Source organism: Niallia sp. FSL W8-0954 (genome assembly GCF_038005605.1).
In the GTDB taxonomy this organism is placed as follows: Bacteria; Bacillota; Bacilli; order Bacillales; family Cytobacillaceae; genus Niallia; species Niallia circulans_A.
The window spans coordinates 541,683-564,787 of record NZ_JBBOTN010000001.1 but is presented as its reverse complement, the minus strand read 5'-3'; the positions used below and the strand labels follow the sequence as shown (position 1 = coordinate 564,787).

Sequence of the window (23,105 nt, the reverse complement as noted above, 5' to 3'; positions counted from 1 at the left end):
CTAAAAGAGAGAAAGTATCTGTCCAGAGCTTAAATAAACCTGAATAAAGTAGGTTTCTACTTTTTTCAGCTCTTTTTCATTCACTTTCCCTCATAGTCCAGTATTTTACGGTTACCGGGTAGAAACTTATGGGCCATATTCCCATTATTATATGAGGGCTATTTAATTAAACAATTATTTCGTTTATCTGTTAGTTAACACTATACCATCTTAACAAGCATATTTATATATTGTCAACACTAAATGTCGAACAATTAATATAGTTTTATTTTTATTGTTCGTGATTTAACCTTCTAATTGGATAGCTTCAAAGATTATTTGCTGTGACACAGGCTCATAAGACATTTGACCATTTACCTTTACTTCTTTAAAAACAGGCTTTTCCATCCGCTTTATTGGCATATAGCCTTCCTGTTTCATTCTGTCTAAACAGTCATCAATCGACTCATTTGTTTGCACTTCAAATCTTTTTTTCTTACTCATTAAATAACTTTCCTTTCTTAACACTTTTCACCCAGAACCCGCCATATATTGTTTTTGGCTCATATGCAATTATAAATGCTTTTGGGTCTAATTCTTTAATTGTTTGATATAATTTTAATTCATATTTTCGAGGAGTCAATATCTGCAAAGCCATACGGTCGCCTTCTAATCCTTGTGCAGTCCACGTTGTTACTCCATATCCCTGTGTTCTTAATGATTTCGGTAAATCTCGATCATATTCCTTTGTAATAACATTTACTGTTATATATCCTAAAGCCAGTTTTTCCTCTATCTTCATCCCTACAATGACTCCTATTCCATAACCAATAGCGTAGGCAACCAAGTTTTGAATTTGATCTAAATTATCTAAAACCAGCCCTAATCCAATAACATAAATGACTACCTCAATCATACTGATGAAGGCAGCTAAGTATCTTTGTCCCTTTAAAGTTAAAATCATTCGTATCGTAAAAAAAGAAACATAAACAATATTAATTACAAGAATAATCAATATCATTGTAACACTATTTTCAAGCATATACTTTCTCACTCCCAGATGTATTAATCATTCCTATATTATACTTATAATTACCTATTTAGAGAGAAGTAAACAATCTTCCCTCTACATACAGAAGACAGATAAATCAGAAAAAGGATTAAATAATAGAAGAAAGTAGAATTTTTTCATTTTCATATCTAATTCAACTTTGACAAATTAATCCCTAAAATCAGATTTATGATTCGGATAATATTTAGTATAGAAAAAAGACCTAAAAGCATATGCTCTTAGGTCTTTTAGTGCCTGGCAACGTCCTACTCTCACAGGGAGAGAACCCCCAACTACCATCGGCGCTGAGAAGCTTAACTTCCGTGTTCGGTATGGGAACGGGTGTGACCTTCTCGCTATCGCCACCAGACTATTTAATTTTTGAGGTTATTCCCTCAAAACTAGATTATGAAGTAAAAGAAAGAACAAGTAATCTTTCTTAGCTTACGCTAAGATTATTTTAGTTAAGTCCTCGATCTATTAGTATCAGTCAGCTCCACATGTCGCCATGCTTCCACCTCTGACCTATCAACCTGATCATCTTTCAGGGATCTTACTAGCTTACGCTATGGGAAATCTCATCTTGAGGGGGGCTTCATGCTTAGATGCTTTCAGCACTTATCCCTTCCGCACATAGCTACCCAGCGATGCCTTTGGCAAGACAACTGGTACACCAGCGGTGCGTCCATCCCGGTCCTCTCGTACTAAGGACAGCTCCTCTCAAATTTCCTACGCCCACGACGGATAGGGACCGAACTGTCTCACGACGTTCTGAACCCAGCTCGCGTACCGCTTTAATGGGCGAACAGCCCAACCCTTGGGACCGACTACAGCCCCAGGATGCGATGAGCCGACATCGAGGTGCCAAACCTCCCCGTCGATGTGGACTCTTGGGGGAGATAAGCCTGTTATCCCCGGGGTAGCTTTTATCCGTTGAGCGATGGCCCTTCCATGCGGAACCACCGGATCACTAAGCCCGACTTTCGTCCCTGCTCGACTTGTAGGTCTCGCAGTCAAGCTCCCTTGTGCCTTTACACTCTACGAATGATTTCCAACCATTCTGAGGGAACCTTTGGGCGCCTCCGTTACTTTTTAGGAGGCGACCGCCCCAGTCAAACTGCCCACCTGACACTGTCTCCCACCCCGATCAGGGGTGCGGGTTAGAATGTCAATACAGCCAGGGTAGTATCCCACCAATGCCTCCACCGAAGCTAGCGCTCCGGCTTCCAAGGCTCCTACCTATCCTGTACAAGCTGTACCAAAATTCAATATCAGGCTGCAGTAAAGCTCCACGGGGTCTTTCCGTCCTGTCGCGGGTAACCTGCATCTTCACAGGTACTATAATTTCACCGAGTCTCTCGTTGAGACAGTGCCCAGATCGTTACACCTTTCGTGCGGGTCGGAACTTACCCGACAAGGAATTTCGCTACCTTAGGACCGTTATAGTTACGGCCGCCGTTTACTGGGGCTTCAATTCAGAGCTTCGCACTAACGTGCTAACCCCTCCTCTTAACCTTCCAGCACCGGGCAGGTGTCAGCCCCTATACTTCGCCTTGCGGCTTCGCAGAGACCTGTGTTTTTGCTAAACAGTCGCCTGGGCCTATTCACTGCGGCTCTCGCAGGCTTGCACCCGCAAGAGCACCCCTTCTCCCGAAGTTACGGGGTCATTTTGCCGAGTTCCTTAACGAGAGTTCTCTCGCTCACCTTAGGATTCTCTCCTCGCCTACCTGTGTCGGTTTGCGGTACGGGCACCCTAAATCTCGCTAGAGGCTTTTCTTGGCAGTGTGGAATCAGGAACTTCGGTACTATATTTCCCTCGCCGTCACAGCTCCGCTTATGTGGTAATGGGATTTGCCTCATTACCAGCCTAACTGCTTGGACGTGCTAATCCAACAGCACGCTTACCCTATCCTCCTGCGTCCCCCCATTGCTCAAACGATTTAAAGGTGGTACAGGAATATCAACCTGTTGTCCATCGCCTACGCTTTTCAGCCTCGGCTTAGGTCCCGACTAACCCTGAGCGGACGAGCCTTCCTCAGGAAACCTTAGGCATTCGGTGGATGAGATTCTCACTCATCTTTCGCTACTCATACCGGCATTCTCACTTCTAAGCGCTCCACCAGTCCTTACGGTCTAGCTTCAACGCCCTTAGAACGCTCTCCTACCACTGACATCAAAGATGTCAATCCACAGCTTCGGTGATACGTTTAGCCCCGGTACATTTTCGGCGCAGAGTCACTCGACCAGTGAGCTATTACGCACTCTTTAAATGGTGGCTGCTTCTAAGCCAACATCCTGGTTGTCTAAGCAACTCCACATCCTTTTCCACTTAACGTATACTTTGGGACCTTAGCTGGTGGTCTGGGCTGTTTCCCTCTTGACCACGGATCTTATCACTCGTAGTCTGACTCCCAAGAATAAGTATTTGGCATTCGGAGTTTGTCTGAATTCGGTAACCCGATGGGGGCCCCTAGTCCAAACAGTGCTCTACCTCCAATACTCTAAATCTTGAGGCTAGCCCTAAAGCTATTTCGGAGAGAACCAGCTATCTCCAAGTTCGATTGGAATTTCTCCGCTACCCACACCTCATCCCCGCACTTTTCAACGTGCGTGGGTTCGGGCCTCCATCCAGTGTTACCTGGACTTCACCCTGGACATGGGTAGATCACCTGGTTTCGGGTCTACAACCACATACTATTTCGCCCTATTCAGACTCGCTTTCGCTGCGGCTCCGTCTCTTCAACTTAACCTCGCATGTAATCGTAACTCGCCGGTTCATTCTACAAAAGGCACGCTATCACCCATAAAAGGGCTCTAACTACTTGTAGGCACACGGTTTCAGGATCTATTTCACTCCCCTTCCGGGGTGCTTTTCACCTTTCCCTCACGGTACTGGTTCACTATCGGTCACTAGGGAGTATTTAGCCTTGGGAGATGGTCCTCCCTGCTTCCGACGGGATTTCTCGTGTCCCGCCGTACTCAGGATACACTCAAGAGGGAACGAAGTTTCGACTACAGGGTTTTTACCTTCTACGACTGACCTTTCCAGATCGATTCGTCTACCCCGTTCCTTTGTAACTCCATATAGAGTGTCCTACAACCCCAAGAGGCAAGCCTCTTGGTTTGGGCTAATCCCGTTTCGCTCGCCGCTACTCAGGGAATCGCGTTTGCTTTCTCTTCCTCCGGGTACTTAGATGTTTCAGTTCCCCGGGTCTGCCTTCAGTACCCTATGTATTCAGGTAAAGATTCTATCCCATTACGGATAGAGGGTTTCCCCATTCGGAAATCTCTGGATCAAAGCTTACTTACAGCTCCCCAAAGCATATCGGTGTTAATCCCGTCCTTCATCGGCTCCTAGTGCCAAGGCATCCACCGTGCGCCCTTTCTAACTTAACTTAGTTTCGACCAAAGATAAGCGGCGTATCTCTTCGTCAGCTTCTTCACTCTGCTCCTCACGTACTGTCGTACGCTCTGGTGCTCGTTCGGTCGCTTCCTTGACCTACTTGCTTCTCTTTGCTCTCCAATCTTTGAAGGAGTATTCGTTTAATACGACTACTTTCCAAAGAAGTAATTCTCTAAAATAGAGAATCTAAGATGGCGATTACTCGGTTTCTTTCTTGGTTCTTACTATTCATAATCTAGTTTTCAAGGAACAATTTCGGCTAAAGATAAACTTCGCATCTCTTCGTCAGCTTCTTCGCTCTGCTCCTCACGTACTGTCGTACGCTCCGGTGCTCGCGCATTTGCTTCCTTGATCTACTTGTTTCTCTTTACCCTCAAACTTATTACTGTTTTGAGGAATTAATTGCTCCCTCAAAACTGAACAATCAAATCGTCAACAATCTTTGATGGAATGTAAATTCCATTTTCCTTAGAAAGGAGGTGATCCAGCCGCACCTTCCGATACGGCTACCTTGTTACGACTTCACCCCAATCATCTATCCCACCTTAGGCGGCTGGCTCCAAAAGGTTACCCCACCGACTTCGGGTGTTACAAACTCTCGTGGTGTGACGGGCGGTGTGTACAAGGCCCGGGAACGTATTCACCGCGGCATGCTGATCCGCGATTACTAGCGATTCCAGCTTCATGTAGGCGAGTTGCAGCCTACAATCCGAACTGAGAATGGTTTTATGGGATTTGCTCGACCTCGCGGTTTTGCTGCCCTTTGTACCATCCATTGTAGCACGTGTGTAGCCCAGGTCATAAGGGGCATGATGATTTGACGTCATCCCCACCTTCCTCCGGTTTGTCACCGGCAGTCACCTTAGAGTGCCCAACTGAATGCTGGCAACTAAGATCAAGGGTTGCGCTCGTTGCGGGACTTAACCCAACATCTCACGACACGAGCTGACGACAACCATGCACCACCTGTCACTCTGTCCCCCGAAGGGGAACGTCCTATCTCTAGGAGTGTCAGAGGATGTCAAGACCTGGTAAGGTTCTTCGCGTTGCTTCGAATTAAACCACATGCTCCACCGCTTGTGCGGGCCCCCGTCAATTCCTTTGAGTTTCAGCCTTGCGGCCGTACTCCCCAGGCGGAGTGCTTAATGCGTTTGCTGCAGCACTAAAGGGCGGAAACCCTCTAACACTTAGCACTCATCGTTTACGGCGTGGACTACCAGGGTATCTAATCCTGTTTGCTCCCCACGCTTTCGCGCCTCAGCGTCAGTTACAGACCAAAGAGTCGCCTTCGCCACTGGTGTTCCTCCACATCTCTACGCATTTCACCGCTACACGTGGAATTCCACTCTTCTCTTCTGCACTCAAGTCCCCCAGTTTCCAATGACCCTCCACGGTTGAGCCGTGGGCTTTCACATCAGACTTAAAGGACCGCCTGCGCGCGCTTTACGCCCAATAATTCCGGACAACGCTTGCCACCTACGTATTACCGCGGCTGCTGGCACGTAGTTAGCCGTGGCTTTCTGGTTAGGTACCGTCAAGGTACAAGCAGTTACTCTTGTACTTGTTCTTCCCTAACAACAGAGTTTTACGATCCGAAAACCTTCATCACTCACGCGGCGTTGCTCCGTCAGACTTTCGTCCATTGCGGAAGATTCCCTACTGCTGCCTCCCGTAGGAGTCTGGGCCGTGTCTCAGTCCCAGTGTGGCCGATCACCCTCTCAGGTCGGCTACGCATCGTCGCCTTGGTGAGCCGTTACCTCACCAACTAGCTAATGCGCCGCGGGCCCATCTGTAAGTGACAGCGTAAACCGTCTTTCAGCTTTTCCTCATGAGAGGAAAAGGATTATCCGGTATTAGCTCCGGTTTCCCGAAGTTATCCCAGTCTTACAGGCAGGTTGCCCACGTGTTACTCACCCGTCCGCCGCTAACTTTAAAAGCAAGCTTTTAAAGTCCGCTCGACTTGCATGTATTAGGCACGCCGCCAGCGTTCGTCCTGAGCCAGGATCAAACTCTCCAATAAAGAGTTGATTAGCTCATTGCTAAACTCTAGCTTTTTGTTACTTTTTTGTTTTATAACGCTAGTTATAAAACGATTATTGTTGACGTTTGTTTGTTCAGTTTTCAAAGAGCAATTTATCGTTGCTATCAGATGCAACTTTTATATATTATCACATTTAATAGTTACTAGTCAATAACTTTCTTAAAAACTTTCAACTATTAAATTATCAATTTCCGTTACCATTCAAGGTAACTTTTACATAATAACAATTATCCATACAATCGTCAACAGTTTTTTATATTTTTCCAATCAAATTAAACTCTCAGAATATATAAGAGGAGCATGCTTTTTACTATCTATTCTAATTAATCCTATTCGGTTTATTTCCCCTTTTAGCTTTTCATCCATCTTTAAACAATAATTATATGCATCCTTAAGTTTTTCTTCTGAAAGTCTATTAGCTAAGGTGCAATGCGGAACCCATTTACCCGGAAGATATACCGACTCTTCATCATCAATAAAGGAGGCGAAATTTCTATGATGATCAGAATGTAAATCAAGTAACTCTTCAGTTATAGTCGGGGAATAAAATAACGTTTTTGTATTTATAAAAGATCCTATTGTCTGAAAATCAACTCTAACTTTTTCTTTACCTTTATAAAAAGTTCCCATCTTATGTATAAAGCTCATGACCGGAATATCTTTATAGTTTGCTAGTGTAATATGTGGCACTCTATCACCGACTTCTCTCGCATAATAGGATATTTCGTTACTCTCTAAGCCTTCCCATATCATTTTTATTCTTTGTTCTAATTCTAGATTAAACAATGCAACTACTGCATACATCGCAATCTTCTCCTTTATTTAATAGATAGTGTCTTTTATTTTTTCTAAAATCGAATTTTCTCTAGCTATCCAAGGATTGTAATTTAATTGAGATAATGCATATTTATTTCTTCAATCGCCTTATCAACAAATATCCATACTGGCGTAGAATCGAGTTCAAACTCATAAGCGTCTAGCTCTTGCTCCATCTTTTCATCTTTTACAAGCTCACACAGATAATAATGAGATACCATTTGAAAATATATATGCTTATCGTACTAATCAACTTGATTATCTATTACTTTTCCTAGATATTCTTTTCACTTCTCTCCATAACGCTTCTACAAGTCCCTCCTCCCGGAAACTTAAAGTCACCTTTATTTGTTTGCATAAGTAAAATCTTTTGCTTCTCAATCATCACAGCCCTTACTGCTACTCGGCGACGAATTTTCTGGTATTCTCCCTTTATATCCCGACCTATCCTTTCATTAAATTGCACTTTAGTACCTCCGCAGTCTTTCTATTTTAACCCCCATGAAATATTTTTCACTAAGGAACTTTCTCAAAACTTCATACAAGTTATTATTTCTTACTTTTTCTAGACTAATTTCTATTTTTCTTATCCCTATTCGAAACTTCACATAAAGCTATTGATTGTTGATATATCATAAGCGATTCTTTATAAAAAAAGAACAAGTTAGTTATGAATCCAGATTACCTCTTTATTATACGCTTTAACAAAATCATCAATAGATGCGAATGACAGTTAAAAAATGTATTAAAGCATACTTGGCTATTTCACCCTTATTAAACAGTTGTTAAAAACGTTACCTATAATCTAATGCGCATCTTAAGATACACTTATAAGATTAAAGAAATCCGTTTTTACAAATAATAGTTTCAATCATTTCCTTGCCTAATCTGCTCCCAATTTCCCCTAACCATCTCTTCATCTTTTCATAACATTTAGAAATCAATTAAGGTAATAGAAGCTTAACATACATCCTTTTTATGAACATTATTCCATAAAGATTTTTTTAGTAATAGTAAATATAGAATAAAAAATAAAATTAAATGAACGATTCGCAGTGATTAACCGTCTTATGATTTGAAAAAGAAAAAGGAGGCATCGATTTTACTTTGGACAATGAGAAAAGACTTATTAGATTTGCAAAAGAAGGAAACGAAGATGCCTCCACTCTTCTTTTTATTCATTAGTTTACTCGGACCAATTTTATATATTTTGGCATAGGAAGAAAAAAATTAGGAGACACTAAAACGTTCGTACAAGTAAATCATTAGAAATAACATTTTAAAGACCATCAAGCAATAAGTAAATCTCCTTTCACCATTAAAAATAATTGTTGTACAGCATTATTAGGTCCAAATGAAGCTGGGGAAACCAACTATTCTTCTTCATATGCTCGCTGCTTCGCTATCCCCAACAAAAGGTTCCATCTCTTCCAACGGAGAAAATGACTATCGTAAACATATTGACTTTATGCCCCAGCATCCTAGTTTCTTTAATTGGATGACTCCCAAGAAATTTTAAATGAATTATAAATAATAGCCTTTCATTCGTTGGACTAACCGAGAAAATGAACCAGTTTCCACCTTAGAAATCCAGAAGGAAGAAAAAAATTACTAGAGCTTATGAGAAAATTAAAGGATAAGATGAAAATCCGTTTTTCCACCCACGGCCTCAACGTTACAAAAAAGTTTGTGATTACGGAAATCCCCCTTACTGCTTTTAAATTACATCAGTCTACTTATCCACACACAAAAAGACCTAAAAGCTATATACTTTTAGGTCTTTTTGTGCCTGGCGACGTCCTACTCTCACAGGGGGAGAACCCCCAACTACCATCGGCGCTGAGAAGCTTAACTTCCGTGTTCGGTATGGGAACGGGTGTGACCTTCTCGCTATCGCCACCAGACTATTTAATTTTTGAGGTTATTCCCTCAAAACTAGATTATGAAGTAAAAGAAAGAACAAGTAATCTTTCTTAGCTTACGCTAAGATTATTTTAGTTAAGTCCTCGATCTATTAGTATCAGTCAGCTCCACATGTCGCCATGCTTCCACCTCTGACCTATCAACCTGATCATCTTTCAGGGATCTTACTAGCTTACGCTATGGGAAATCTCATCTTGAGGGGGGCTTCATGCTTAGATGCTTTCAGCACTTATCCCTTCCGCACATAGCTACCCAGCGATGCCTTTGGCAAGACAACTGGTACACCAGCGGTGCGTCCATCCCGGTCCTCTCGTACTAAGGACAGCTCCTCTCAAATTTCCTACGCCCACGACGGATAGGGACCGAACTGTCTCACGACGTTCTGAACCCAGCTCGCGTACCGCTTTAATGGGCGAACAGCCCAACCCTTGGGACCGACTACAGCCCCAGGATGCGATGAGCCGACATCGAGGTGCCAAACCTCCCCGTCGATGTGGACTCTTGGGGGAGATAAGCCTGTTATCCCCGGGGTAGCTTTTATCCGTTGAGCGATGGCCCTTCCATGCGGAACCACCGGATCACTAAGCCCGACTTTCGTCCCTGCTCGACTTGTAGGTCTCGCAGTCAAGCTCCCTTGTGCCTTTACACTCTACGAATGATTTCCAACCATTCTGAGGGAACCTTTGGGCGCCTCCGTTACTTTTTAGGAGGCGACCGCCCCAGTCAAACTGCCCACCTGACACTGTCTCCCACCCCGATCAGGGGTGCGGGTTAGAATGTCAATACAGCCAGGGTAGTATCCCACCAATGCCTCCACCGAAGCTAGCGCTCCGGCTTCCAAGGCTCCTACCTATCCTGTACAAGCTGTACCAAAATTCAATATCAGGCTGCAGTAAAGCTCCACGGGGTCTTTCCGTCCTGTCGCGGGTAACCTGCATCTTCACAGGTACTATAATTTCACCGAGTCTCTCGTTGAGACAGTGCCCAGATCGTTACACCTTTCGTGCGGGTCGGAACTTACCCGACAAGGAATTTCGCTACCTTAGGACCGTTATAGTTACGGCCGCCGTTTACTGGGGCTTCAATTCAGAGCTTCGCACTAACGTGCTAACCCCTCCTCTTAACCTTCCAGCACCGGGCAGGTGTCAGCCCCTATACTTCGCCTTGCGGCTTCGCAGAGACCTGTGTTTTTGCTAAACAGTCGCCTGGGCCTATTCACTGCGGCTCTCGCAGGCTTGCACCCGCAAGAGCACCCCTTCTCCCGAAGTTACGGGGTCATTTTGCCGAGTTCCTTAACGAGAGTTCTCTCGCTCACCTTAGGATTCTCTCCTCGCCTACCTGTGTCGGTTTGCGGTACGGGCACCCTAAATCTCGCTAGAGGCTTTTCTTGGCAGTGTGGAATCAGGAACTTCGGTACTATATTTCCCTCGCCGTCACAGCTCCGCTTATGTGGTAATGGGATTTGCCTCATTACCAGCCTAACTGCTTGGACGTGCTAATCCAACAGCACGCTTACCCTATCCTCCTGCGTCCCCCCATTGCTCAAACGATTTAAAGGTGGTACAGGAATATCAACCTGTTGTCCATCGCCTACGCTTTTCAGCCTCGGCTTAGGTCCCGACTAACCCTGAGCGGACGAGCCTTCCTCAGGAAACCTTAGGCATTCGGTGGATGAGATTCTCACTCATCTTTCGCTACTCATACCGGCATTCTCACTTCTAAGCGCTCCACCAGTCCTTACGGTCTAGCTTCAACGCCCTTAGAACGCTCTCCTACCACTGACATCAAAGATGTCAATCCACAGCTTCGGTGATACGTTTAGCCCCGGTACATTTTCGGCGCAGAGTCACTCGACCAGTGAGCTATTACGCACTCTTTAAATGGTGGCTGCTTCTAAGCCAACATCCTGGTTGTCTAAGCAACTCCACATCCTTTTCCACTTAACGTATACTTTGGGACCTTAGCTGGTGGTCTGGGCTGTTTCCCTCTTGACCACGGATCTTATCACTCGTAGTCTGACTCCCAAGAATAAGTATTTGGCATTCGGAGTTTGTCTGAATTCGGTAACCCGATGGGGGCCCCTAGTCCAAACAGTGCTCTACCTCCAATACTCTAAATCTTGAGGCTAGCCCTAAAGCTATTTCGGAGAGAACCAGCTATCTCCAAGTTCGATTGGAATTTCTCCGCTACCCACACCTCATCCCCGCACTTTTCAACGTGCGTGGGTTCGGGCCTCCATCCAGTGTTACCTGGACTTCACCCTGGACATGGGTAGATCACCTGGTTTCGGGTCTACAACCACATACTATTTCGCCCTATTCAGACTCGCTTTCGCTGCGGCTCCGTCTCTTCAACTTAACCTCGCATGTAATCGTAACTCGCCGGTTCATTCTACAAAAGGCACGCTATCACCCATAAAAGGGCTCTAACTACTTGTAGGCACACGGTTTCAGGATCTATTTCACTCCCCTTCCGGGGTGCTTTTCACCTTTCCCTCACGGTACTGGTTCACTATCGGTCACTAGGGAGTATTTAGCCTTGGGAGATGGTCCTCCCTGCTTCCGACGGGATTTCTCGTGTCCCGCCGTACTCAGGATACACTCAAGAGGGAACGAAGTTTCGACTACAGGGTTTTTACCTTCTACGACTGACCTTTCCAGATCGATTCGTCTACCCCGTTCCTTTGTAACTCCATATAGAGTGTCCTACAACCCCAAGAGGCAAGCCTCTTGGTTTGGGCTAATCCCGTTTCGCTCGCCGCTACTCAGGGAATCGCGTTTGCTTTCTCTTCCTCCGGGTACTTAGATGTTTCAGTTCCCCGGGTCTGCCTTCAGTACCCTATGTATTCAGGTAAAGATTCTATCCCATTACGGATAGAGGGTTTCCCCATTCGGAAATCTCTGGATCAAAGCTTACTTACAGCTCCCCAAAGCATATCGGTGTTAATCCCGTCCTTCATCGGCTCCTAGTGCCAAGGCATCCACCGTGCGCCCTTTCTAACTTAACTTAGTTTCGACCAAAGATAAGCGGCGTATCTCTTCGTCAGCTTCTTCACTCTGCTCCTCACGTACTGTCGTACGCTCTGGTGCTCGTTCGGTCGCTTCCTTGACCTACTTGCTTCTCTTTGCTCTCCAATCTTTGAAGGAGTATTCGTTTAATACGACTACTTTCCAAAGAAGTAATTCTCTAAAATAGAGAATCTAAGATGGCGATTACTCGGTTTCTTTCTTGGTTCTTACTATTCATAATCTAGTTTTCAAGGAACAATTTCGGCTAAAGATAAACTTCGCATCTCTTCGTCAGCTTCTTCGCTCTGCTCCTCACGTACTGTCGTACGCTCCGGTGCTCGCGCATTTGCTTCCTTGATCTACTTGTTTCTCTTTACCCTCAAACTTATTACTGTTTTGAGGAATTAATTGCTCCCTCAAAACTGAACAATCAAATCGTCAACAATCTTTGATGGAATGTAAATTCCATTTTCCTTAGAAAGGAGGTGATCCAGCCGCACCTTCCGATACGGCTACCTTGTTACGACTTCACCCCAATCATCTATCCCACCTTAGGCGGCTGGCTCCAAAAGGTTACCCCACCGACTTCGGGTGTTACAAACTCTCGTGGTGTGACGGGCGGTGTGTACAAGGCCCGGGAACGTATTCACCGCGGCATGCTGATCCGCGATTACTAGCGATTCCAGCTTCATGTAGGCGAGTTGCAGCCTACAATCCGAACTGAGAATGGTTTTATGGGATTTGCTCGACCTCGCGGTTTTGCTGCCCTTTGTACCATCCATTGTAGCACGTGTGTAGCCCAGGTCATAAGGGGCATGATGATTTGACGTCATCCCCACCTTCCTCCGGTTTGTCACCGGCAGTCACCTTAGAGTGCCCAACTGAATGCTGGCAACTAAGATCAAGGGTTGCGCTCGTTGCGGGACTTAACCCAACATCTCACGACACGAGCTGACGACAACCATGCACCACCTGTCACTCTGTCCCCCGAAGGGGAACGTCCTATCTCTAGGAGTGTCAGAGGATGTCAAGACCTGGTAAGGTTCTTCGCGTTGCTTCGAATTAAACCACATGCTCCACCGCTTGTGCGGGCCCCCGTCAATTCCTTTGAGTTTCAGCCTTGCGGCCGTACTCCCCAGGCGGAGTGCTTAATGCGTTTGCTGCAGCACTAAAGGGCGGAAACCCTCTAACACTTAGCACTCATCGTTTACGGCGTGGACTACCAGGGTATCTAATCCTGTTTGCTCCCCACGCTTTCGCGCCTCAGCGTCAGTTACAGACCAAAGAGTCGCCTTCGCCACTGGTGTTCCTCCACATCTCTACGCATTTCACCGCTACACGTGGAATTCCACTCTTCTCTTCTGCACTCAAGTCCCCCAGTTTCCAATGACCCTCCACGGTTGAGCCGTGGGCTTTCACATCAGACTTAAAGGACCGCCTGCGCGCGCTTTACGCCCAATAATTCCGGACAACGCTTGCCACCTACGTATTACCGCGGCTGCTGGCACGTAGTTAGCCGTGGCTTTCTGGTTAGGTACCGTCAAGGTACAAGCAGTTACTCTTGTACTTGTTCTTCCCTAACAACAGAGTTTTACGATCCGAAAACCTTCATCACTCACGCGGCGTTGCTCCGTCAGACTTTCGTCCATTGCGGAAGATTCCCTACTGCTGCCTCCCGTAGGAGTCTGGGCCGTGTCTCAGTCCCAGTGTGGCCGATCACCCTCTCAGGTCGGCTACGCATCGTCGCCTTGGTGAGCCGTTACCTCACCAACTAGCTAATGCGCCGCGGGCCCATCTGTAAGTGACAGCGTAAACCGTCTTTCAGCTTTTCCTCATGAGAGGAAAAGGATTATCCGGTATTAGCTCCGGTTTCCCGAAGTTATCCCAGTCTTACAGGCAGGTTGCCCACGTGTTACTCACCCGTCCGCCGCTAACTTTAAAAGCAAGCTTTTAAAGTCCGCTCGACTTGCATGTATTAGGCACGCCGCCAGCGTTCGTCCTGAGCCAGGATCAAACTCTCCAATAAAGAGTTGATTAGCTCATTGCTAAACTCTAGCTTTTTGTTACTTTTTTTGTTTTATAACGCTAGTTATAAAACGATTATTGTTGACGTTTGTTTGTTCAGTTTTCAAAGAGCAATTTATCGTTGCTATCAGAAGCAACTTTTATATCATATCAACCTTTGCTAAATAAGTCAATTACTTTTTTAATATAATTTTTATTTTACTATCAACTTAAATGAATCAATAGCATTAGCAAGGCTGTTTTCATATAATAGCAACTTTTCACAGTTTAGTCAATAATAAATATAAATAAATACTAAAAAAATAAAAACCACCCGCGATCCTAGCATCTCGCTCTCTCTTAAGCATCTTCGAATATATTATTCCAAAAGAATAAAACCTAAACTAAATGATTATTTCTAACATCATACCTCTCGTTAAAAAACTTCATTATAATATAGAAAAAACTCGATCAAGAGACCGAGTTTTTTCTATATATTCTATTACTTAGTAATAGTTATTACGCCTTCCTCTTTAAGTTCTACATTACCACGTTTATTAATTTGTACAGCTTCACCCTCAGCTAAGTTCGTAAACACAACAGGAGTAATTGTTGCTGTTGCATTTTCCTTAATGTAGTCAAGGTTTACTTTCAATAGAGGCTGTCCTTGTTTCACTTGATCATTTTCAGTCACAAGTGTTTCAAAACCTTCCCCTTTCAATTTAACTGTATCAATACCAAAGTGAATTAAAATTTCACGACCGTTGTCAGCCAAAATTCCAAGAGCATGTTTCGTTGGGAATAAGTTAACGATTTTTCCGTCAACTGGAGAAACAACTGTTCCTTCAGAAGGAATAATCGCAAAACCATCTCCCATCATTTTGCCTGCAAATACTGCATCTGGTACATCTGTAATAGGAACCAATTCTCCTTTAATAGGAGCAACAAATGAATCTTCACTTGTTATATTGCTTTGCATGGCACTTGGATTTACCTCTTCAATTTGCTCTTGTACTTCTTTATCCATAGATGGTTGTGCAGCAGGACGTGGTCTTTTCCCACTCATAATATCTCTCATCTGACCTTTAATCGTTTCTGAACGAGGACCAAAGATAGCTTGAATATTATTCCCTACTTCAAGCACTCCAGCAGCACCGAGTTTTTTCAAACGATCTTTATCAACAGACTTAATATCATTAACAGATACACGAAGACGAGTGATACACGCATCTAAATGGGCAATATTGTTTTGTCCACCCATTGCTTCTAACACATCGTACGGAAGATCGCTAGTTGCTCCTGTTGAACTACTGTCACTTTCTTCTGTCTCGTCTTCTCTACCAGGTGTTTTAAGATTGAACTTACGAATCGCAAAACGGAAACCAAAATAGTAAATAACCGCGAACACTAAACCTACTGGAATAATAATCCATGCATTTGTTTGCGGATTAATTAAACCGAATAACACATAATCGATTAAACCACCAGAGAATGTCATTCCTACTTTTACATTTAATAAATGCATTGTCATAAAGGATAAACCTGCAAAAACAGCATGAATCCCAAACAATATTGGAGCTACAAACAAGAATGAGAATTCCAGTGGTTCTGTAATACCAGTTAAGAAAGAAGTTAATGCTGCAGATCCCATTAATCCACCAACAATTGCCTTTTTCTCTGGACGTGCTTCATGATAAATTGCAAGAGCTGCTGCAGGTAACCCGAACATCATAAATGGGAATTTACCAACCATAAATGTACCTGCCGTTAAATTTTGAACTCCATCTTTAATTTGGCTCATAAAGATAGCTTGGTCACCTTTTACAATTGTTCCTGCTTTCGTAGTATAACTACCAAATTCGAACCAGAAAGGAGAATAGAAGATATGGTGTAAACCAAATGGAATTAATGATCTTTCAATTAAACCAAAAATAAATGCTGATAAAGTTAAATTAGCACCCAACATGTTCTCAGAGAAAACATTTAATCCATGTTGTATTGGCGGCCAAATAATAATCATGATCAAGCCTAAAATAACAGCACTTGCAGCTGTCGCAATTGGAACAAATCGTTTTCCAGCAAAGAATCCTAAATAGGATGGTAACTCAATTTCAAAGAAACGATTATACATCGAGGCAGCAACAATACCAACAATAATGCCACCAAACACACCAGTTTGAAGAGTTGGTATCCCTAAAACAGCTGCATATTCTGTACTGCCTTTTAAGTCCTTCGCATCAATGCCTAGAACAGTACCCATTGTAACATTCATAATAAGGAATCCAATAATAGCCGCTAAACCAGCAACCCCTTCACCGCCAGCTAGACCAACGGCAACTCCGACAGCAAATAGTAAGGAAAGGTTACCAAATATAATGTTCCCTGCATCCTCCATTACAGATGCAACCATCTCTACCCCACTATTATTTAAAAATGGCGCAATATCTACAAGTGTTGGGTTTTGCAGTGCATTACCAAAGGCAAGCAAGATACCGGCAGCCGGAAGAATAGCTACTGGGAGCATAAGTGCTTTACCGACTTTCTGTAAAACACCAAAAATCTTTTTAAACATTTCATAATCCTCCTAAGTTATTTTTCGGCTCAAAAAGCTTTCTCAATCAAGAGTAAAAAAACAAAAAAGGCATGAGTAAAGAGAGATTGAAAAAACCTTCAAGGGTAGGTTACCCTAAAACATTTAACTCAACCATCTTTTTCACTCATGCCTGATCGAATCAGTAACACGTTGATAAGATAATACCTATTTAATTTTTTTCTGAAGTCTTTGTAAATGCATTGTCAGATATACCGCTTCTGCGTCAAAGACTGGCCTTTTAAGTACTTGTTGCATTACTTTTATGAGCTTCCACGCAAGATTATAGCATAGGGGATACTCATTCTTCAATAGCAATGTTATTTTTTCTGGTTCTTCTACTTTTTCTCCTGTATTGACCCGTTCAATCGCAAAACGCAAATGTCTAACAAGGCGCATATAATCGATGCTATCTTTATCAATTTTCGTTTCTAGTTGATCTTCTATTAAATTCACTAGATGTGTGACTAACTGTGAATGCCGATTAACTTCTGATAAATTTTTGTTCATCATGGCACTATGAATATGCAAAGCGATGAAACCGATTTCACCTACTGGTAATTGAAGTCCTGATTGTTCTCCGATTAATTTTACAACCTCTTCAGCTATTGAATACTCAAACGGGTACAACGCCTTTGTTTCAATCAAAAATGGATTATTTAATACTAGTCCGTTCGAAACTCTGGAGGAAGCGAACATAATGTGATCTGTTAACGCTATATGAATATGCTCGTTCAACTTTGCATTTGTCTTGTTTTTAATCAATTCAATAGATGATACTATTACATCTAATAAATCATTATCCACTTGAGGAAGAAGCTTTAAATAATTGCTCTGCTCCTTTTCATCCTTTAAGACAAATAACTTTTCCACAACACTAATATCAATATAATCCCCGCTTTTCTGATTAAAGCCTATACCTTTTCCTATAAGCACTACTTCTCCATAGGTTGGATGGTCTCCAATGAGCACATTATTATTCAGCGCTTTCTTTATTAGTAAATTAGGCATACTTATTTCCCCACTTCGACAGACATCTCGGTAACTCAATGTTATTAAAGTCTTTATAGTAAGTCAACGAAAAAATGAGAAAAAGGATACCCAAAAATGGATATCCTCATCCTACTAAGAAAATATACTCTCTTAAACTCATAAAATCTCACACTATTTTTATTTTCAAATCTCTTTCTACTATTGCAAGAAGATAAAGTACAATGCAAAGATAACAAAGAATACGTACATAATTGGATTAATTTCTTTGATACGACCTTTAACAATCATTACGATTGGATAGAAAATAAATCCTACCGCTATACCTGTTGCAATACTGTATGTTAAAGGCATCGCAACAATAGTAAGGAAGGCCGGCACAGCCACTTCAAACTTTGTCCAATCAATTTTACCTAGGGACGAAACCATCAAAATACCTACTACTACTAAAGCTGGTGTTGTAACTGCTGATGTGACTACTTCCAATAGCGGGAAGAAGAACAAGGATAGCAAGAAGAATCCAGCTGTCACTACTGCCGCAAACCCAGTACGAGCACCAGCCGCTACACCTGCTGAAGACTCTATAAAGGAAGTTGTGGTAGAAGTACCGAATATAGAACCTACCATAGAAGCAATGGAATCTGCGAATAACGCTTTTCCTGCTCTTGGTAATTTATTCTCTTTCATAAGTCCTGCTTGATTAGCAACCGCAACTAATGTGCCCGCATTATCAAAGAAGTCTACAAATAAAAATGTTAAAACGACCACTAACATGCTCTGTGTATAAAATCCTGGATCACCAAGCGCAGAGAATAGCGCTCCAAATGTTGGTTTAATGCTTGGCACAGCAGATACCACAGCAGAAGGAGTATTAATTACACCGAAAATCATGCCGACTACTGCTGTAATGATCATTCCATAGAATACACCGCCATGAATCCCTCTAACCATAAGAATAATAGTAATGAAAATACCAAATATCGCTAGCAATGTACTTGGATTGGTTAAATCACCAATATGGACAAGTGTCGCTGAGTTATCAACAATAATTTTAGAATTTTGCAATCCGATAAACGTTATAAATAGCCCTATACCTGCGCCAACCGCAAGCTTTAATTCTACTGGAATAGCATTAATTAATTTCTCACGAAGCCCAGAGATTGTTAACAATAAGAAAAATACACTTGAAATAAATACTGCTGCTAACGCATATTCCCATGGATGTCCCTGTGTTAAAACAACGGTATAAGCAAAATATGCATTTAACCCTAATCCTGGTGCTAAAGAAATAGGATAATTAGCGAAAATACCCATAATAAGAGAACCCACAGCAGCAGCAAGAGCTGTTGCAACAAACACTGCTCCATAGTCCATACGCAGCGCATCAGGAAGATCAGCTACATCCCCTAATGATAATGTAAATGGATTTACCGCTAAAATATAAGCCATCGCAAGGAATGTAGTGAAACCACCTAAAAACTCTTTGCGGTAATTTGTGCCTAGTTCTTCAAATTTGAAAAACTTCTTCATTAATCTTTCCCCTCTCATAATGCTTTAATTATCTACTAAAACAAAAAAAACACTCCTACGATTAAGGAGCGTTGACTAAGGGTTTGTGTTATATAGGAAGGGCAAATTACTTAATAAAATAAAAATGATTTCATTACGATTCCCTATATATACACTTACCTCATAGTCAAGCTATTTACGGTAGCTCGGTAGAAACTTTCGGGCCGTATTCCCCGATATTATACGAGTAAAATCTTTTTCAGTTGTAAATTCAGTTTATCAGCTTGACGAATACTCGTCAATACAAAAAGCGAACAATTATAATTAAAAATTAATAATCGTTCGCTTTCTAACAAATATTTATTTATTTATACTTGCGTGGGCAATGGCTAAGCGAGCAGCAGGAATACGATATGGCGAACAAGAAACATAGTCGATACCAATATTCCGGAAGAAAGCTATCGATTTAGGATCTCCGCCAACCTCTCCACAAATACCAATCATCAAGTTTTCTTTAGTCTGTCGTGCTTTCATTACTGCTAATTTAATTAATTCCCCTACTCCATTTTGATCGAGAGTTTGAAAAGGATCATTCGTCATAACATTTTTCTCTTTATATGAATTAATAAATTTCCCAATATCATCTCTAGAAAAGCCATATGTCATTTGTGTAAGATCATTTGTACCGAAACTAAAAAAATCGGCTTCTTGAGCAAGTTGATCGGCTATTATACAGGCACGTGGTAATTCAATCATTGTTCCGATTTCATACGGAAAAGGCTCCATTTGATGATTAACAAAGATATTTTCAATTGTTTCTATTAAAAATGCCCTCACATAGGCCAGTTCTTCTTTTTCTGCCACAAGCGGAATCATAATTTCAGGAAAGACAGTATAGCCTTCTTTTGTTAACTGGATTGCGCTATGGAAGATAGCCCTTACTTGCATCTGATAAATTTGTGGTTCAGTTATTCCTAGACGACACCCACGATGGCCTAACATTGGGTTCGTTTCTTGCAGCCTCTTAATTTGTTCTTCAACAATCGATGGATGTTTATTTAACTTTGCCGCTAACTGTTTCATCTCATTTAGGTCACGAGGCAGAAATTCATGCATAGGCGGATCTAATAAGCGAATGACCATTCGTTTATCTTCAACAACTTGAAACATCTGGTAAAAATCTTCTTGTTGGAAGGCCTGCAATTTGTCTAATGCATCTCTGATTTCTTCTTTATTCTCCGCTAATATCAAACGGCGCATTTCCAGCACTCGTTCTTCACCAAAAAACATATGCTCCGTTCTCGCTAATCCTATACCAGTTGCTCCAAACTCAATAGCCGTTTTTAAATCGTGAACTGTCTCAGCATTCGCACGTACTTGTAAATCAGCATATGCATCAGCCCAAGAAAGAAGAAGCTGTAAATTCTGGTCGTTTTCCGCTGTAACAGTAGGGACTTCGCCCAAGTACAATTTACCAGCAGTACCATCTACAGAGAAAAGGTCGCCTTCAGTCAAAATCCTTTCTCCACATGTAATTGTTTTCAATTCTTCATTGACAGTTAATCCTTCACATCCTGTTATACAGCAAGTTCCCATTCCTCGGGCAACAACTGCTGCATGCGAAGTCATTCCTCCTCGACTTGTAACGATAGCCTCGCTGACAACCATTCCCTCAATATCTTCGGGTGAAGTTTCTTGTCGCACAAGAATTACTTTCTGGCCAAGAGCATGACATTCTTTTGCTTTTTCCGAAGTAAAAACAATGGCACCAGTAGCTGCGCCAGGACTGGCCGGTAAACCCTCTGCCAGTAATTCGACGTTTTGAATAGCATGTGGATCAAATATAGGATGGATCAACTGATCAATCGTTCCAGGTGAAATACGTAATAAAGCTTCACTCTTTGTAATTAATCCTTCCTTAACTAAATCTACTGCAATTTGCAGTGTCGCTTTAGCCGTCCTCTTTCCGTTTCTTGTCTGCAGAATAAATAATTCCCCTTTTTCAATCGTGAATTCAATATCTTGCATATCTTTATAATGCTGTTCCAGTATATTGGCATATCTTTTAAAATCTGCATATGCTTTCGGAAGGATTTGTTGTAATGATTCGATAGATTCTGGTGTACGGATACCCGCTACCACATCTTCCCCTTGAGCATTTAGCAAAAATTCACCAAACAATTTATTTTCGCCAGTGGAGGGATTCCTTGTAAACACAACACCTGTACCGCTTTCATTTCCGCTATTCCCAAAAACCATTGATTGAATATTTACTGCTGTTCCTAAATGATGAGGAATTTCATGTAATTCACGATAAACCTTTGCTCGATGATTATTCCATGATTTAAAAACAGCTTTAGTAGCTTCAAATAATTGATCTATTGGATTTTGTGGAAAAACCCTATTGTTTTCCATATATAGCTCTTTAAAAGACTCGATTAATTGCAAATGGTCCTTTTCTTGAAATTCTGCAACTGTTTTACTAAGTTGTTTTTCCATTTTTCGGAGTCGTATATTAAATTTATCCTTATGTATGCCATAAACTACATCACCAAACATTTGCAATAATCTTCGATAACAATCAAATGCAAAATCTATACTAGTTAATTGAGCTAAAGATTGAACTCGTAGATCATTTAATCCTAAGTTAAGAATCGTATCCATCATACCTGGCATAGAAAATGCTGCACCACTTCTTACAGAAACTAATAAAATATTTTCCTCGCCTGTAAAGGATTTTTTCGTCTCTGTCTCCAATTTTATAACCGCTTCCAAAATATCCTCTTTTAACCAGCTTTCAAAAAAAGAAGGTTCTCCCAGATACTTCATGCAGCTTTCCGTTGTGATCGTAAATCCTGCTGGCACCGGTAACCCTAAACGAGTCATTTCAGCTAAATTTGCCCCTTTGCCGCCTAATAATCCTTTATCTTCACTACTTCCTTCCTCGAAAAAATAAATCAACTTTGCCATCGTCTACCTCCATATTTTAAATATGTATCACATTAACTTTATTTACACTTTAATATGATACATATATAGTTGTCAATATTAAAAATAACACACATATTAAAGTTGAATAATTAAATTATCGATGTATAATAGAGCCATAATGATGATAATCCTATTATCTATTTAAACTATCTATTTTTCGGGAGATAATAATGAAACTAAGTGAAAGACAAGAAAAAATTATTAAAATAGTCAAAGAATATCAACCTGTAAGTGGAGAAAAGGTGTCTGATTTGTTGGATGTATCAAGAGCCACCCTGCGATCAGATTTATCTTTTTTAACGCTTGTTGGAATCTTACAAGCTACCCCCAAAATTGGGTACACCTATTCGGGATCAGATTTAGAGAAATTTTTCTTTTTTAAAACTTTCAATACAAAAGTAAATGAGATAATGATGCCGCCGTTAATGGTTAATCAAGATACTTCCATTCGAGATGCTATAACAACTTTATTTATGTATGATGTAGGTTCATTATATGTCACTGGAGAAGAAAAGCTTCTATTAGGGGTTTTATCAAGAAAGGACCTATTAAGAGCCTCATTAAATACGAATATAGATCAGACACCTGTAGCGGTCTGTATGACTCGCGTACCTCATATTAAAGTTTGTAAAAAAGACATGGATATCTTAGAAGCGGCAAGTATTCTTCAAGATTTTGAGGTGGACTCATTACCTGTTGTGGATGATGAAAATGAAAGAAAAGTGATTGGAAAAATCACTAAAACCAGAATATTAAATTTCATTATTCAACAGGCAAGAAAGGCAGAATTAAATGAATAG

Annotated in this window: 9 protein-coding genes, 6 rRNA genes and 2 riboswitches; of the genes, 1 reads left to right on the top strand and 14 read right to left on the bottom strand. The window is 41.9% G+C overall.

Annotated elements, in window-relative coordinates:
* Nucleotides 1-73 precede the first annotated feature (73 nt).
* Nucleotides 74-175: riboswitch (purine riboswitch) on the bottom strand.
* 110 nt (nt 176-285) lie between these two features.
* The 14 genes from NX902_RS02825 to ppdK all read right to left on the bottom strand — a co-directional run bounded on the left by NX902_RS02825 (nt 286) and on the right by ppdK (nt 22,284).
* Nucleotides 286-483, bottom strand: coding sequence for an NETI motif-containing protein (locus tag NX902_RS02825; protein ID WP_047944722.1), 198 nt, complete (start codon nt 481-483; stop codon nt 286-288).
* Nucleotides 476-1,021: a DUF2179 domain-containing protein gene (locus NX902_RS02820; protein ID WP_095333460.1), complete on the bottom strand. Its 546-nt coding sequence runs from the start codon at nt 1,019-1,021 to the stop codon at nt 476-478. Before NX902_RS02820 ends, NX902_RS02825 begins: the two co-directional genes overlap by 8 nt.
* A gap of 262 nt (nt 1,022-1,283) precedes the next feature.
* A 5S ribosomal RNA gene (gene rrf, locus NX902_RS02815) occupies nt 1,284-1,400 on the bottom strand.
* 90 nt (nt 1,401-1,490) lie between these two features.
* Nucleotides 1,491-4,426, bottom strand: a 23S ribosomal RNA gene (locus NX902_RS02810).
* A gap of 479 nt (nt 4,427-4,905) precedes the next feature.
* A 16S ribosomal RNA gene (locus NX902_RS02805) occupies nt 4,906-6,453 on the bottom strand.
* The 16S, 23S and 5S rRNA genes sit together here, the layout of an rRNA operon.
* A gap of 288 nt (nt 6,454-6,741) precedes the next feature.
* Entirely contained in the window at nt 6,742-7,278 is a 537-nt protein-coding gene (locus NX902_RS02800; protein ID WP_095334373.1) for a 2'-5' RNA ligase family protein, read from the bottom strand.
* Between the two features lie 286 nt (nt 7,279-7,564).
* A complete protein-coding gene (locus tag NX902_RS02795; protein ID WP_095334372.1) occupies nt 7,565-7,756 on the bottom strand; it encodes a hypothetical protein in 192 nt (63 codons plus the stop codon).
* Between the two features lie 1,321 nt (nt 7,757-9,077).
* Nucleotides 9,078-9,194 (bottom strand): 5S ribosomal RNA (gene rrf, locus NX902_RS02790).
* A gap of 90 nt (nt 9,195-9,284) precedes the next feature.
* A 23S ribosomal RNA gene (locus tag NX902_RS02785) occupies nt 9,285-12,220 on the bottom strand.
* 479 nt (nt 12,221-12,699) lie between these two features.
* Nucleotides 12,700-14,247: ribosomal RNA gene (locus NX902_RS02780) — 16S ribosomal RNA — on the bottom strand.
* A gap of 480 nt (nt 14,248-14,727) precedes the next feature.
* Nucleotides 14,728-16,797 (bottom strand): glucose-specific PTS transporter subunit IIBC, encoded by a 2,070-nt coding sequence (gene ptsG / locus NX902_RS02775; RefSeq protein ID WP_095333068.1) that lies wholly within the window; start codon nt 16,795-16,797, stop codon nt 14,728-14,730.
* A gap of 186 nt (nt 16,798-16,983) precedes the next feature.
* The gene (gene glcT / locus NX902_RS02770) at nt 16,984-17,826 is read right to left on the bottom strand and encodes a glucose PTS transporter transcription antiterminator GlcT (RefSeq protein ID WP_095333066.1); all 843 of its coding nucleotides are present in this window, start codon (nt 17,824-17,826) and stop codon (nt 16,984-16,986) included.
* Between the two features lie 180 nt (nt 17,827-18,006).
* Entirely contained in the window at nt 18,007-19,335 is a 1,329-nt protein-coding gene (locus NX902_RS02765) for an NCS2 family permease (protein ID WP_095333064.1), read from the bottom strand.
* 143 nt (nt 19,336-19,478) lie between these two features.
* Nucleotides 19,479-19,581, bottom strand: a riboswitch (purine riboswitch).
* 93 nt (nt 19,582-19,674) lie between these two features.
* Nucleotides 19,675-22,284, bottom strand: a complete 2,610-nt coding sequence (gene ppdK, locus NX902_RS02760; protein ID WP_172859965.1) for a pyruvate, phosphate dikinase — start codon at nt 22,282-22,284, stop codon at nt 19,675-19,677.
* 191 nt (nt 22,285-22,475) lie between these two features.
* On the opposite strand from ppdK, the gene NX902_RS02755 reads away from it, so the two are divergent.
* The gene (locus NX902_RS02755) at nt 22,476-23,105 is read left to right on the top strand and encodes a CBS domain-containing protein (RefSeq protein WP_095333060.1); all 630 of its coding nucleotides are present in this window, start codon (nt 22,476-22,478) and stop codon (nt 23,103-23,105) included.